Here is a 14777-nt window from a genome sequence, read left to right as displayed (position 1 = left end):
ATAATAATTATTTATTTTGATTTTGCTAACAACGAACACCAAAAAAAGAGACCACAAATCCTCGCTTTAATCATTACGAGGGGACTGTAGTCTTTTTCTGATAAAATAAGCATCCTCCATACCTGGAGTTACTTTATGAAAAGATGAGTTCAACTGACCTGCCTCGAACAGCCGAACCACATGACCATCTGGTATTGCTCTTCGCGCAATGATACAGCTCTCAGGGATTTGAGCCAGCTCCTTATCGCTGACTTCTCCTTCATACACTTCACTTGTCACCCGCTGAGTCCATTCATAGGTGGAGCCGTAGAAAGCAACCCTGCCCCGATCCAGCCACAGTACATAATCCGCACTTCGATCCCATTCCTGCAGCTCATGAGAAGCCGCTACTACGGTGCGATGCTGAGCCGATTGGGACAAATATGAAATGATACTTCTACGAAAAGCAGCATCAAGTCCATTCATAGGCTCATCGAGCAGCAGGAATAGTGGATTCGTAAGCATCGCTTGCGCAATATGAATTCTGCGGACAATGCCACTTGATAGTTTTCGAATCTTGACAGCTGCAGCTTTCTCGAGGTCAAAATCCAGCAGCAGCTTTCTAAACACTGCATCATCATAAATGCCCTTTAGTTCACCAAAATAACGCAGCTGATTATAAACCGTCAGACTCCCGTACAGCTCCATAGAAGAGGGGACATATCCCATCCTGCTCCGCACAAGTAATAAATCATAGCCTGCTGCCCTCTTGCCTTCATAGCGGATCTCGCCATTATTCTGCACTTCGCTCACGGTAGCGAGAAGCTCTAGCAGCGTCGTCTTTCCCGCTCCGTTCTCTCCAACAAGAATCGTTAATCCATTATGCAGAGTTAAAGATTCAATGTCCAATACAAAGCTGCCCATTTGCTGCCGAATTTGACTTAGCGTAATCATGTCTTCCTCACTCCAGCAATAAGTGCCCGGCTTCTGTAGTGTGCAAATAGGATCAAGGCAGCTCCGGCAACGAATACGAGGCTGTCGATCCATAACAAGATGGGGGAACCTGGGCTCTCCGTAATGGACAGCTGCTGCTGAACCACCAGCCATATTAGATAGACGACAGAAGAACCGAGCATGGCCGCCTTCACTCCTCTGTAGAACAGAAGTGACATTGCCGACCCGCCAGTTAGCAGTGTTACCCCCAACCACACCAGGACAAAATGTCCGAAGTGGGATACATCGCCACCCACTGTCGCCGTTCTCAGATACACGATTCCATTACTGAGAAGTGCAAGCACAAGCACCGTTAGAAATGTCAAGAGAGCCCGGCTGTATGCAATCAATGCCAGTGGGTAGGGCGTAATTCTCTCCACCGATCTTAGCCCCCGGTCCCCTGAACGCAGTGTAAACAGCAGCGCGACCAGTAACAGCAGCGGTGTCGTTATGGAGTATATCGTCAAGCTTAAATTACCATAAAGTTGATTGGGTCGATAGGGATCAATAAGGACGGCGAGCAGCATAAACAGAACTGACCCCGTACCGAAGATCGCTGCTTGATTTCTGCGCATCTGGCTTTTTAACAGATTTTGCAGAGAAGGCTTAGGAATAGAACCCTCTGCCCAAGCGCCAGTGGACTGTTCACTTTGGTTATTCATTCGTTGGACTTCCGGGTCACTGCTAATTGCTGCTGTGTCGGCCTTGTTATTTTTAAGAAGCTCAAACTCTCCTTGCAGCGAAGAGAGAAGCATCAAGGTCTCTTCTTGAGAAGGGGGCACAACATCCTTACGCGGGAGCACAGAACGAAGCTCCTTTTCCAGCATTTCGAGACCTGTATCAGCTTTTTGATTCATGGGCATACACCTCGTTTTCTGTAAACGTATCCGTCATCAGATTCGGCATCGACGCATAAAGCTCTGGCTTTTCCAATATTTTTACTTTTAGACGACGTAGACCTGCGTATAGACTGCTTTTTGCTGTACTTAGCGGAATATTCAGGAGCTCCGCAATATCCTGCAGCTTCATATCCTCATAGAAACGCAGAGTTATGACCTGCTGCTGCAGCGTTGTCAGTTCACCGAGCAGCATTCGGATCTCGTCAGCGGTCTCTCCCTTGAGATATTGTTCCTCCGCATTTATGTGAGGGTCCTCCTTGTCAGGCATCTGCTCTCCTGCTGCTCGTTCACGTACTGCGGCAGCACTCTTCCAGTAATCCCGGCAAAGATTCATCAATACACGATATAGCCAGGTTTTCACATGATCAAGACCGTCTTGTTCTCGCAGATGGCGAATCAGCTTAATGAACGTTTCCTGAACCAGATCCTTAGCCTTCTCTCGGTCACCAAGCAGCCTTGCAGCGTATAGAAGGAGAGGACCATGAAACCTGCCTACCAACAATTCAAACGCCTCCTGATCTCCTTCGCTCATTTTTTGTGCCAATTGCTCATCGGTAAGCACAGCATCCCTCCTTCCATGTCTCTAACAATTACTCCAGCTCCTGATCTTTGGTGTATCGTTGTCGGCGATTAACGACATAGCAGCTTACGATTAACAGGATGAGCGACACACCCACGAGCAGTAAGCGGTTCAGCACAAAAGGTACCTCTCGCATGTCCAAATAGGTTGTATATAACGTAAAATAGCGTAATATTGCACCCGTCGTAATCGTATCAAGCAGCCACCAGGCAAAGCCTAGCGCCAGACCACCGTATAGCTTTTGGCTCAGCACCATCCCGAAGATCGTTATGGAGATCATGAACATCATCGCAGGCAGAGGCTGAATTAACAGCTCGATCTTTTGAACTGTATCTGTTATAGCTTCTCCTCCATCCCAAGGGTACGTTAGAGCTGTCATCTGTCCGAATCTTAGTACATACAAGGTCATCCAGCCTGCTTGGGCAATCAGCATAAGAATGATGGCCAGGCCCCATTTTCTCATCGTCATTGCAGTCAGACTCATCGGATAGGAAGCGATGGTTTCCATACTTCCGCCTCCCCATTCACGCTGAAAGAAGAGCATCGCAACCATCGTGCATAATAAGAAAGACAACGTCTCGTTATACTGCATTGGATTAGGTGCAGCCTCATGCTCAAAGGTTCGGAACAGGATCGTCCCGAGCAGCAGCAGATATATTGCGACAACCAGCCAGAATGATCCGCTGCGCATCCCCTTCAGCTCCATTCGCAGCCAAGATGTACAGCGATTACTCATCAGACATCACCTGGTCCCAGACCTTATTCCACTGCTGCGGTGTAATAAAATCAACTTCATTCGGCTTCACCGGCGGCACACTGAGATCCTGTTTATAAAAATGATGAAGCACCTGCTTCACTTGGTCAGTCTGTCCTGCTTGCATGGCTTGATCGACTTGGCTAATGATTTGAGCTGCCATATGATGAAGGTCACTGCTCAGCGCGTCATATCTCATCAAGTAGTAAGCCAGCATCGAGTTACTCATGGCCTCATGCTGCGGCTCATGCTCGTAATCGAGGTAATAGACATACCAGCAGATCATTCCAATCAGATGTCTGATATCAGCAGTCGTCTCAGTTAATTGATTGCGCTCGCTCAGGGTAGCCAAGAGCATATCTGCACCGGCTTGATCACCAAACATCAGAGCATTCATCCAATTTCTGGCCGTAAAAGCGTCATATGAAGAATTAAGATCATTATGAATATAGCTCGCATTGTGAATATCAGATAAGCTGCTCAGGTAGAGCGGATCACCATACATATACAACTGCTTGAATTGCGGTTGAAGACTGGGAAGCCATGATTTGAAATAGGCAAACTGTTCTTCCACCAAGGACATCACATGCTGTACAGAGCGCTGTGCAAAAGGGGTTGAGTACACTTTAAGAGGCACGATCTCACTTGTCATCTCCGAAAACGATGCTCCGATGGCTGTCAGAGGTGACGTCACACGCCCCGCAAATACCTGATCCTCGTCAGACGCTGCCAGATCCCCTGCTTCTGCCCTGCTCTTTAATTCCATCTTGTCCAGTGTCGTATACATCTCGTTCTTAAAATTGCGGAAAGTAACCCGCATATCTACAGGTTCAACCTGCAGCGTATTGGCAAGGAGTAAAGTTCGATCTTCTTCCGCTGCACCCACTCGGTATTCATAGATGCTTTGCGTGCCCGGTATAGGGTACCAGCCGATCATACCGCCCAGATACGTATTTTCCCCCGAACTGAAAGAGTAGTATACGTCAAAATTGCTATTTGAAGGGATTACAAGCTTTCCTTGGTAACGAATCACAATCTCATAGTCAGTCGGCTCGTTCGCATATTCTGGGACACGAACTGTTATCCAATCCCCTTCGCGATCATAGGAAGCAGGCTCATCATTGATATGAAGCTCTTTGATCGCAAAAGCACGATTCAGTGTAAACTTCAGCGCATCAGCCTCTCTATCCACTGCCTTTGCTTCCAGCCGCATCACTGCGAAGCCTTCAAGGATGTCCTGTTCCTTCTGAGTGATGGAGAGGTCATATGAGGAAATGGCAAAGATATTCTGATGCTCACCACCTGACTCACCTTCCATTTTTACATTAGGATCGTGCAGTATGGCCTGAATCTGGTCATTCTTCTCCGCCCATATGGACGAGTAGGGAATGAACGTCCCAGCGCACACCGCAAGTATGCACACAGCAGCAATCCAGGAATGGGACGTCCTTCGCACCGGACGCTTATAATTCAGAACAAGAATGGAAACCGCAAGTAAGAGCATGGCGAACATAAGAACAAACACTCTCGAAGCATTCCTCTCATCGGCAAACAATGCTACACTCCAGGTCTGATACCATTTCCCGCTTTCGATGAACAGTTGGCTCAGATGAAATGTCTTCAGCAGATGCCAGCCATAGCGCTCCAGTACAAAGATCTCCATGAAAAAGGTACCGAATATCCAGGCACAGAATCCGATCAAGTACACAGCCCGGTTACTGATGATGACACCAAGCAGCATCCCGAGAGCGGCCGTGACGGCATAGGACACTTCGTACTGTATAGCGAAATACTGCACGCGCGGCCAAACGATCGTCACCTCCAGACCACTGATCTGCCCTGCGATGAGCATACTTGCGGCAATAAGGATCGTGAATATCGTCAAGTAGCTGAGAATGGCAGCATACTTCGCTGTGAGCTGGACACCAGATGATATCGGATAGCTCTTCACCCAATCATATGCAGATTTTGCCAGATCCCGGCGTGCAAGCGTTATACCTAGGAAGATCGCCACACCAAGCGTCATCGTATGCCCGACCGATTGAATACGATCTATGCTGTAATACAGATTTTGCATTGGATTTTTAAAGTTGAAATACATCACCAGCCAAAAAAATGCAGCATACACCATTGGCAGAGACATGAGCATGGCCCTTCGGGACAATAAACGGCATTCCATCTCATATTGCTTCGCCCACTTATGCATGACGTTCTCTCCCAAGCAGAGCAAGGTAGCCATCTTCTAGTGTCGGCTTAACCGCCATTGCGGCTGGATGCGGAGCATCATCACTAATGATGCGGCAGGAGACTCCCTCTTCTAATCTTTGGGTCGATACGATCATCATGGGGTCGATGTGACGCAATTCCTCATCGTTCAGCACCGCCTGCCACACCTTGTCGTCACCAACATCAGCCAGATCGGATAATTCGCCGGATAAAACCAGCTGCCCTTTGGACAGTACGGCGATCTGCCTGCAATTACTCTCAATATCTGCAACGATATGCGTTGACAAGAGTACGATTCTCCCAACGCTGAACCGGGTGAGTATATTGCGAAATCGAACTCTTTCCTCTGGATCTAAACCAGCGGTTGGTTCATCAACGATCAGCATCTTAGGAGAACCCAACAGTGCCTGCGCAATCCCAAGGCGTTGCCTCATTCCGCCTGAATAGGTCCGTACCTTCTTGTCTGCCTTGTCGGTAAGATTCACCTGATCAAGTATGCACTCAATCTCCTCCTGACGGGTCTTTGAAGCGTGGATCCCTTTCATCACACCTACATAATCAAGAAACTCTCTGCCAGTAAGCTGTGGATACACACTGAAATGCTGCGGAAGATATCCAATCTGTCTGCGTACCTCCTCTGGCTGTGACAGCGGTACCCCGAAGATGCTTGCACTTCCTGATGTCGGTTTCTGTAATGTAGCCATAACTCTTAGAAAAGTCGTTTTGCCCGCACCGTTGGGTCCTAGCAGGCCTACCATGCCCTCGTTGAAGGTCAAGGTCACATCATCCAAAGCAAGATGTCCTTTATATGATTTGGTTAAATTCTGAGTCGTGATCATATGTTTCGTTGTACCCCATTCGTTATGGTATTTCCGCGCGGTTTCGATGCTGTAACGAGATGGTGCAAGAAAAAGTTTGGAACGCACAAAAAAATCTCCTCTCATTTTGTTACATGAGAAGAGATTTTATGAATTGGGAAATACTTTGTTATCCGCTAATGAACTAGTTGTCCGCATGCCATAAGCGACGTAGATAGGCTGCTGCATCATCTGCCTGCTCCGCGGTTACACCTTCCAGAGAGATATCGATATGAGGCTTATAGACTTTGAGAAGCTCAAAAAATAAAGGATAATCCAGTATTCCTTCGCCGGGTACAGGATTGTACTTCTTGCCGCTCACATCAAAAGCAACATCCTTCGCATGGATGGCAATCATTCGCTCGTACAGCTGATCAAACACATCTCGCAAAAATTCCGTCTGGTCCACGACATGCTCTACCTTGATGAGATTGCATGGGTCAAACAGCAGCCCGACGCTTGATGACGGAACCTCCTCGAACAAACGCTGCATATGCTCTCTCGTATGTAAGGTATGGACAGACACAGGCTCGATGGCCACGTGAACCCCCCATTTATCCGCTTCCTCAGCGAGCTCAAGCACCGATTCACGCAGCACCTGAAATCCCTGCTCCTCGTAGGAGGTCGGATGAGTCTCTTTGTACGTGGTTACACTTCCTGTTTCTGTGGCTACGATACTGCAGCCAAAATCACGAGCATAACGCAAATGCTCTTTGAAGCGTGCCAGCTCAGACTTTCTTACCGCAGCATCCGGATGGACCGGGTTAATATAACAGCCCAGCACCGCTATCCGTATGCCTTCCTTGTGGAATTGCTCCCCTACCCAATTGGCCAGACCCGGGCTCAGTTTACCATTTGAAGAATCGATATCCGACAGTGCCTTGGCCAGTGCGAGCTGAATCGATGTAAACCCGCTGCCTGCAATGCGAGCTGCCAGACTTGAAGTGGGCTGTTTACCAAACGTATGTGCCAAAACTCCCAGTTTCATGTTCTCGTAACCTCCTTCTTAAGTGAGCATTAACGAGCGAGCCAGCCTCCGTCTACATTCAGAACGTGTCCATTCAAATAATCTGAAGCGGAGGAAGCCAAAAATACCACTGGACCCTTTAGATCCTCCGGCGTTCCCCAGCGTCCAGCTGGAATCCGAGCTGTAATATCCTTGTAGCGGTTCTCATCGTCCCTGATCTGCTGAGTGTTGCTCGTCACCATGTATCCTGGAGCGATCGCATTGACCTGTATTCCTTTGCCTGCCCACTCGTTCGCCAGGGCTTTGGTTAAGCCTGCTACCGCATGCTTGCTCGCTGTATACCCAGGTACATTAATACCGCCTTGGTAAGACAGCATGGAAGCAATGCTGATAATCTTGCCGCTGCCGCGCTCAATCATATGTCTTCCAGCCAGCTGGCTTAAGAAAAATACAGTGTTCAGGTTAAGGTCGATGACATCATGCCAGTCCGAAGCTCCGTGATCCGCTGCCGGCGTACGGCGGATAATGCCCGCATTATTGACAAGGACATCGATTCTTCCCCGAAACTGAAGTGCCTGTTCGAAGATCGATGGAAGCTCTTCTTCTTTGCTCAGATCAGCCTGAATTCCCACTGCCTTACGGCCCAGCTGCTCAATCGCCTGCACCGTTTCTGTTGGCATGGAATGAGAAACGGCAATGATATCGGCACCTGCTTCTGCAAGACCGATGGCCATGCCTTGACCTAACCCACCGGAGGTACCGGTAACCAGCGCTACTTTACCACTGAGATCAAAACTGTTCATACTCCTCTATGCCTCCCGCTAATTATCAATCTTTACTCCCATGCTTTCATATGGAGTCTTCATTTCATCCGTAAGCGCTTTGTCACTGATAATCACATCGACCTCTTGGCAGGCTGCAAAAGTACGCAGCGCAAATCGACCGAATTTGTAATGATCCACTACAGCATAGACATGCTGGGCCGTTTGGATCAGTGCCTTTTTGAGAGGAACAAGATCACCCGTGTATATAGAAAAACCGAATTCAGGATGCAGAGCCGTCGTCGAAATAAACGCCTTGTGGATGTTCAAGCTGGATATAAACTGCTCCGTCTCATCACTAACCAGCATATTTCTGACCCTGGACCCGCCTGGCACCACCAGCCGAATCTGATCCTTACGGGTCAGCTCGGAAATGATGAACAGATCATTGGTGATAACCGTCAGCGGAATATTCTCCAGCAGTCGTGCCATCTCAAGTGTCGTGCTTCCTCCATCCAAGGCAATGACATCATACGGCTCAATGTAAGTCATGGCCCGCTCTGCAATTTCGATCTTCTCGGGATTGTGCTTCTCCAGCGCACCCATACTGGTCAGAATGCCATATTGATCATTCTGGGCCAGCATGGCTCCCCCATGCACCCGCACGAGGAGACCCATGCTCTCCAGCTTGTCCAGATCCTCCCTGATGGTCTTTCCAGTCACTTCAAGGAGCTCACTTAACTCATTCACTGTCACTTCCTGCTTGGCAATGAGCAGCTCCATTATTTTTTCATGTCGTTTCATTGAGTTCATATTTCATTCAACTTTCTCTGTTATTTCAGCTCCGTCATCTTCACGCCGTCCATATCATCAAAGGTTTGATTCTCTCCTGCCATAGCCCAGCAGAACGTGTAATTGCTCGTTCCTACACCGCTATGAATCGACCAGCTCGGCGAAATTACAGCCTGACCCTGACGGACAACCAGATGTCTCGTTTCTTCAGGCTCACCCATCATATGGAATACAACGCCATCCTCCGGAAGATTAAAGTACAAGTACACTTCAGAACGGCGATTGTGCGTATGCGCAGGCATCGTATTCCACATGTTGCCCGGATCAAGCTCTGTGATCCCCATAACCAGCTGACAGCTCTTGATTCCGCCTTCATGAATGTATTTATAAATGGTTCTTTCATTCGAGGTTTGAATACTGCCTAAGTGAGCCGGTGTAGCTTCCTGCTGTGTTGCCTTCGTCGTCGGGTAAGCATGATGGGCAGGGGTGGATACAAAATAAAACTGCGGCGCTTCTCCTGAGCCTGAATGGAAGATCACTTCCTTCACACCTAGGCCGATATACAGACATTCCTTACTTCCAATCTCATACCGTACCCCATCGGCAGATACCGTTCCATGACCACCGATGTTAATGATACCGATTTCACGACGAGCCAGGAAAAAGTCCGTCCCAATATCCTTCAAATTCACTTCCAGCTTGATATCTTGGGACTCTGGAACCGCAGATCCTACGATATAGCGATCCACATGAGAATATACGGTAACAAGTTCATCTTTAGCAAATAAGTGATCAATCAAAAATTCCTCACGTAGACGGCTGGTATCATAGTTCTTCACTTCATTGGGATGAGCAGCGTAACGGTTTTGCATCTGATATCAATCCTTTCGTATGCATAGTTTATTTGGAAGAAAGTTCATATAGGTTTATTTTAGTTTATTTAAGTCGATTTGTGTACCCTTTATCAATGAAAAAATAAAACTACATAAAAAAAGCGACCCCACTTAGGATCGCTTACCATTCTAATTTTGAATTAATTAGTAGCTGCTGTCAGAACGCTCGCCTTTTGCAATCGCAACGCCGCCGCTAGTTCCAATACGGGTAGCTCCCGCTTGAATCATCGTTAATGCATCCTCGCTGCTGCGCACCCCTCCAGAGGCTTTGACGCCTACGTCAGGCCCCACCGTCTTGCGCATGAGAGCGATATCTTCCTTCGTCGCTCCACCTGTAGAGAAGCCCGTGGAAGTCTTCACATAGTCAGCACCAGCTTGTACAGCCAGCTCACACGCACGTACCTTCTCTTCATCCGTTAAGAGGCAGGTCTCAATAATGACTTTGGTCAGTGCTTTGCCTTTAGCTGCGTTGACGACCGCCGCGATGTCCTCGCGAACGTAATCATCATTGCCATCTTTAAGCGCACTGATGTTAATCACCATGTCCACTTCGGTAGCTCCATTGTTAATAGCATCTGTTGTTTCGTAAGCTTTTACCGCAGAAGTTGTTGCGCCTAGAGGAAAACCGATAACCGTGCACACTTTAACCTCAGGTGTGTCTTTCAGCACTTCATAAGCAGTCGCTACAAATGCAGGATTGACACATACGGATGCAAACCCGTAAGTCTTCGCTTCCTCTGCCAGTTTGATAACATCCTCTTTGCGGGCATCCGCCTTAAGCAGTGTATGATCAACCAAAGGAGAAATCGCTGTTTGATTCATTTTTATCGTCCTCACTATTTGTTTTATTCTGTTGCTCCATATCTAATCATACCAATACTAATTAGGTTTGCAAAGGCAGGCCAGATCTATTCATGTGCATGACCAAAAAAGAGCACCTTGCTCGATGGTTAGAAAGGCAAGGTGCTCATTCATTATAGATTAGCTTGCTAAGACACGTTTTCTTATCAGGATCAGTGAGCCACTTGGTTGTTCATCATGATCCAGATCGAGCCTACAACGATTGTAAGCACGAGCAGGATACCCAGAATCAGACCCATAACGTTCCACTTCGGCTTACCTGCTTCTCCATCACGAATGTGCATGAAGAATAGGAGCTGTACCCCAAACTGCAGTACCGCCATGATCAAAATGATAACCATGTTTACGGTTCTACTGAACATGTCATTCAGAACGACAACAAGCGGAATGATGGTCAGGATAATCGAGATGACATATCCAATGGTGTAAGATTTAAGTGATCCATGCTCCTCATGAGATTCATGTGCATGATTATGCTGTTCCGCCATCTTACATCACCCCCATCAGATAGACGATCGTAAGGAGGAAGATCCAAACGACGTCCAAAAAGTGCCAGAATAAGCTTAAGTTCATTACTTTACCACGAATCTCAGGAGTAATTCCGCGCTTCTTCAATTGGAGAAGCAGACCGAACATCCAGAACAGACCAAACGTTACGTGAGCGCCGTGAGTACCAACCAAAGTATAGAAGGCACCGGTGAAGGCACTCGTAGTAATCAGAGCTCCGTGGTGAACCATTTCAGTGAACTCGTAAATTTCAAGACCCAAGAATGTCAGACCCAGTACAGCTGTAACAATCAGCCAGATCGTGAGTCCCTTCTTATCTCCGCGGTTCATTGCAAGAATAGCAAGTCCGCTCGTGAAGCTGCTCGTCAACAGGACGAATGTGTTGATAATAATGATCGTCATGTTAAACAGATCCGGCCCTTCTGGTCCGCCTGCCGTATTATCCTTCAACACGATATAGGTTGCAAAGAATACAGAAAACAGAATCAAGTCAGAGATTAGAAATAGCCAGAATCCTAAAGTCTTTAGTTCCTGTGGATCATGATGACCATGGTCGTGACCGTGATCATCATGATGATTATTTACTGCTGTGTGTGCCATTATACCGACCCCCTCAAGGCTGCTTCGGTACGTCTAACTTCTTCAGCCGGGATGTAGTAATCCGTGTCGTACTGGAACGAGCGTGCAAACAGAGTTGCAACCACGCCAAGCAGTCCAGGGATATACATCCACCACCAATCCCATACAAACCCAAAGCCTGCGATAAAGAAGAAGACAGACATCACGAATGGAACACCTGTGTTTTTCGGCATATGAATTGGCTCATATGATGGCTCAGCTGTTTGCGTTTGATGAGCGCCCGTAGCTTTACGTTGTTTATCCTCCCAAAATTGATCGACAGAATCGACTTTTGGAACGAAAGCAAAGTTATATTCAGGTACCGGAGAAGGAATAGACCATTCGAGTGTACGAGCATCCCATGGATCCGCTCCGACCTTGTTTTCTTTGTATTTTCGAATACCATCTGCAATTTGCAAGAGCTGGAACAGGAAGCCGGCACCCATTAGGAATGCCCCGACTGAAGATACCACGTTCAGCGTTGCCCAGCCTGTATCCCATCCGTACGTGTACAGACGGCGAGTCATACCCATTAGTCCAAGTGCATATTGCGGCATAAATGTGATATAGAAACCAATGTTCCATGTCCAGAATGCCCAATGTCCCCAGCGGTTCGGCAAGTTGAATCCGAACAGCTTCGGCCACCAGTAGTACATACCAGCAAAGTAACCGAATACGACACCACCGATCAGAACCTGGTGGAAGTGAGCGATCAAGAAGTAACTGTTATGAAACTGGAAGTCAGCCGGCGCAACGGACAGCATAACACCTGTCATCCCCCCGATAATAAAGCACGGCAGGAATGCAATGGTCCACATCATTGGAAGCGTAAAACGAATTCGTCCGCGATACATGGTAAACAGCCAGTTGAAGACCTTGACACCCGTAGGTATCGAAATCAACATCGTCGTTATCGCGAAGAATGCATTGACATCGGCGCCTGATCCCATCGTGAAGAAGTGATGGACCCAAGTGAAGAAGGACAGTACGCTGATGATCAGCATTGCAAATACCATCGATTTATATCCAAACAATCTCTTTCTAGAGAAAGTCGCCACGATTTCGGAGAAGATACCGAAAGCTGGCAAGACAACGATATAAACCTCTGGGTGACCCCACATCCAGATGAGGTTGATATACATCATCGGGTTACCCCCGAGATCCAGCGTGAAGAAATGCGTTCCTGCGAAACGATCCATGAAGAGCAAGAACAAAGTAACCGTCAGGATCGGGAATGCAAACAAAATAATAATGTTGGTAGCAAATACGGACCAGGTAAACATCGGCATTTTCATCCAAGTCATACCTGGAGCACGCATCTTGATAATCGTTACAAGGAAGTTAATCCCTGTGGCGAGGGAACCGATACCGGATATCTGTATCCCCCATATATAGAAGTTCTGTCCTACCCCCGGGCTAAATTCAAGCCCTGATAAAGGTGGATAACTGAGCCATCCGGCTGCAGGTGAACCCCCGATTACGAATGAAAGGTTAAACAGCATTGCACCTAGGAAGAACAGCCAGAAGCTGACAGCATTCAGATAAGGGAAGGCGACATCTCGCGCCCCGATCTGAAGAGGTACAACCACATTAAACAGACCGAACATAAATGGCATTGCCATAAACAAAATCATGATCGTTCCGTGCGTAGTAAAGACTTGGTTATAGTGATCCGCATGTAAGAATTCCATACCTGGTAAAGCCAGCTGGAATCTCATCATAAGCGCGTCCACGCCACCGCGGAACATCATTAGAATCGCGGCCAAGATGTACATGATACCGATTTTTTTGTGGTCAACGGTCGTCAACCAGTTTTTCCAGAGCCAGCCCCATTTTTTAAAATAAGTGAGTCCGACGACGATCGCAAGTGATGCTAGGCCGATAGATACCTGTGCCCCTAAAATAAGGGGATCGCCTGTTACCAAAAACTCTGTCGTCAGGAACTCCCACAAATCACTTAACATGAATGAAGGGCCTCCTTTCGAGCTAATGTTTATTCGTGCGTTGTTTCAGCAGATTCTTTTTTATCCACTACGTATTTAGTAACGATATCGTTAAACAGTCCTTCAGGGAATGCTGAGAAATATTGAACTTCCTCAACACTTGGATCAGAGAGCTGATCATAGCCTTCAGCCGTAAGCGGCTGAGAGTTCAGCTTCACTTCATTAATCCAGTTGTTGTAGTCTTCCTCGGAAACCGCATTTACATCAAATTTCATATCTGTGTAATGCTCTCCAGAGAAGTTAGCCCCTGAACCCATGAAGGTTCCCTGGTCATCGGCTTGAAGATGAAGCACCATAGCCATACCCGACATCGTGTACATTTGTCCGCCAAGTTCCGGAATCCAGAACGAGTTCATCGGTGCATCCGAAGTCAGCTCGAAACGAATTGGTGTATCTTCAGGAATCGTCAGTGTATTTACAGTCGCTACATTCGAATCCGGGTACATAAACAACCATTTCCAGTCCAGGGAGGTTACTTGAATCGTAATCGGCTCCTTATCAGACACGAGCGGTTTCGAAGGCTCTGTTGCATACGTATAGCGCACAGTGACTGCACCAAGTACGATAATGATTAGAATAGGAAGTCCCCACCATATCGCCTCGGCAACTGTGCTGTGCGCCCAGTTCGGTGAATATTTCGCTTTGTTTCCAGGTGTGTCACGGTATTTCCATACAATAACACCGACGAGTATTAATGTAGGTACAATGATGATCGCACACAAAATGGTTGATATTATGATCAAATCCCTTTGTGCCTCGCCGATCGGTCCACTTGGATCGAGTACAACGTATTTTCCGTTCTCATCTGCAAACAGTGACCATATCATAACGCCCAAGGTAACGAGCGTAATCACTACTGCAAGAATGATTTTGGAAAGCGATCTAGGTTTTTTATCCATCTTGATCCCCTCTCCTTTAATGCGCAATTACAAACGATGCTATTATCTTCCCCCTAAAGATATCAGAAATTCATGACAATAAAACGGGTGTTAACAAATTTGTCGAATTTGATCACAAATTTTGTGAATTTTTTCTCACAAATGATCTATTTCCTTGCATTCCGCAACAAAAAGAGCCTTTGCCACTC

15 protein-coding genes are annotated in these 14777 nt (G+C 47.2%); all 15 read right to left on the bottom strand.

Annotated features, from left to right (window positions below; translation table 11 throughout):
- Positions 1-66: 66 nt before the first annotated feature.
- The 15 genes from TCA2_RS21830 to TCA2_RS21760 all read right to left on the bottom strand — a co-directional run bounded on the left by TCA2_RS21830 (position 67) and on the right by TCA2_RS21760 (position 14589).
- The gene (locus TCA2_RS21830) at positions 67-933 is read right to left on the bottom strand and encodes an ATP-binding cassette domain-containing protein (protein ID WP_047913717.1); all 867 of its coding nucleotides are present in this window, start codon (positions 931-933) and stop codon (positions 67-69) included.
- Positions 930-1829, bottom strand: a complete 900-nt coding sequence (locus TCA2_RS27345) for a hypothetical protein (protein WP_047913716.1) — start codon at positions 1827-1829, stop codon at positions 930-932. The genes TCA2_RS21830 and TCA2_RS27345 overlap by 4 nt, the downstream gene beginning before the upstream one ends.
- Entirely contained in the window at positions 1813-2433 is a 621-nt protein-coding gene (locus TCA2_RS21820; RefSeq protein WP_052512260.1) for an RNA polymerase sigma factor, read from the bottom strand. The genes TCA2_RS27345 and TCA2_RS21820 overlap by 17 nt, the downstream gene beginning before the upstream one ends.
- A 28-nt stretch (positions 2434-2461) precedes the next feature.
- Positions 2462-3187, bottom strand: a complete 726-nt coding sequence (locus tag TCA2_RS21815) for a hypothetical protein (protein WP_047913715.1) — start codon at positions 3185-3187, stop codon at positions 2462-2464.
- Positions 3180-5411, bottom strand: coding sequence for a hypothetical protein (locus TCA2_RS21810; protein ID WP_047913714.1), 2232 nt, complete (start codon positions 5409-5411; stop codon positions 3180-3182). Before TCA2_RS21810 ends, TCA2_RS21815 begins: the two co-directional genes overlap by 8 nt.
- Complete coding sequence (locus TCA2_RS21805; RefSeq protein WP_338000038.1) at positions 5404-6357, bottom strand: ABC transporter ATP-binding protein; 954 nt, start codon at positions 6355-6357, stop codon at positions 5404-5406. Before TCA2_RS21805 ends, TCA2_RS21810 begins: the two co-directional genes overlap by 8 nt.
- 76 nt (positions 6358-6433) lie before the next feature.
- Positions 6434-7276: a sugar phosphate isomerase/epimerase gene (locus TCA2_RS21800; RefSeq protein ID WP_047913713.1), complete on the bottom strand. Its 843-nt coding sequence runs from the start codon at positions 7274-7276 to the stop codon at positions 6434-6436.
- A 29-nt stretch (positions 7277-7305) separates the two neighbouring features.
- Entirely contained in the window at positions 7306-8058 is a 753-nt protein-coding gene (gene kduD / locus TCA2_RS21795; RefSeq protein WP_047913712.1) for a 2-dehydro-3-deoxy-D-gluconate 5-dehydrogenase KduD, read from the bottom strand.
- A gap of 18 nt (positions 8059-8076) precedes the next feature.
- Positions 8077-8829 (bottom strand): DeoR/GlpR family DNA-binding transcription regulator, encoded by a 753-nt coding sequence (locus TCA2_RS21790; RefSeq protein ID WP_047913711.1) that lies wholly within the window; start codon positions 8827-8829, stop codon positions 8077-8079.
- A gap of 20 nt (positions 8830-8849) precedes the next feature.
- Positions 8850-9680 (bottom strand): 5-dehydro-4-deoxy-D-glucuronate isomerase, encoded by an 831-nt coding sequence (gene kduI / locus TCA2_RS21785; RefSeq protein ID WP_047913710.1) that lies wholly within the window; start codon positions 9678-9680, stop codon positions 8850-8852.
- A gap of 165 nt (positions 9681-9845) precedes the next feature.
- On the bottom strand, positions 9846-10523 hold the full coding sequence (gene deoC / locus TCA2_RS21780) for a deoxyribose-phosphate aldolase (RefSeq protein WP_047913709.1): 678 nt from the start codon (positions 10521-10523) through the stop codon (positions 9846-9848).
- 191 nt (positions 10524-10714) lie between these two features.
- Positions 10715-11050 carry a cytochrome o ubiquinol oxidase subunit IV gene (cyoD, locus tag TCA2_RS21775; protein ID WP_047913708.1) on the bottom strand — a complete coding sequence of 112 codons (336 nt, stop codon included), beginning with the start codon at positions 11048-11050 and terminating at the stop codon, positions 10715-10717.
- A 1-nt stretch (position 11051) separates the two neighbouring features.
- Complete coding sequence (locus TCA2_RS21770; RefSeq protein ID WP_047913707.1) at positions 11052-11669, bottom strand: cytochrome (ubi)quinol oxidase subunit III; 618 nt, start codon at positions 11667-11669, stop codon at positions 11052-11054.
- A complete protein-coding gene (locus TCA2_RS21765) occupies positions 11669-13651 on the bottom strand; it encodes a cbb3-type cytochrome c oxidase subunit I (RefSeq protein ID WP_047913706.1) in 1983 nt (660 codons plus the stop codon). The genes TCA2_RS21770 and TCA2_RS21765 overlap by 1 nt, the downstream gene beginning before the upstream one ends.
- Before the next feature lie 29 nt (positions 13652-13680).
- Entirely contained in the window at positions 13681-14589 is a 909-nt protein-coding gene (locus tag TCA2_RS21760) for a COX aromatic rich motif-containing protein (protein ID WP_047913705.1), read from the bottom strand.
- Between the last annotated feature and the right edge of the window lie 188 nt (positions 14590-14777).

This window comes from Paenibacillus sp. TCA20, from assembly GCF_000732325.1.
Classification (GTDB): Bacteria; Bacillota; Bacilli; order Paenibacillales; family Paenibacillaceae; genus Paenibacillus; species Paenibacillus urinalis.
This window is presented reverse-complemented; position numbering and strand designations above follow the sequence as displayed.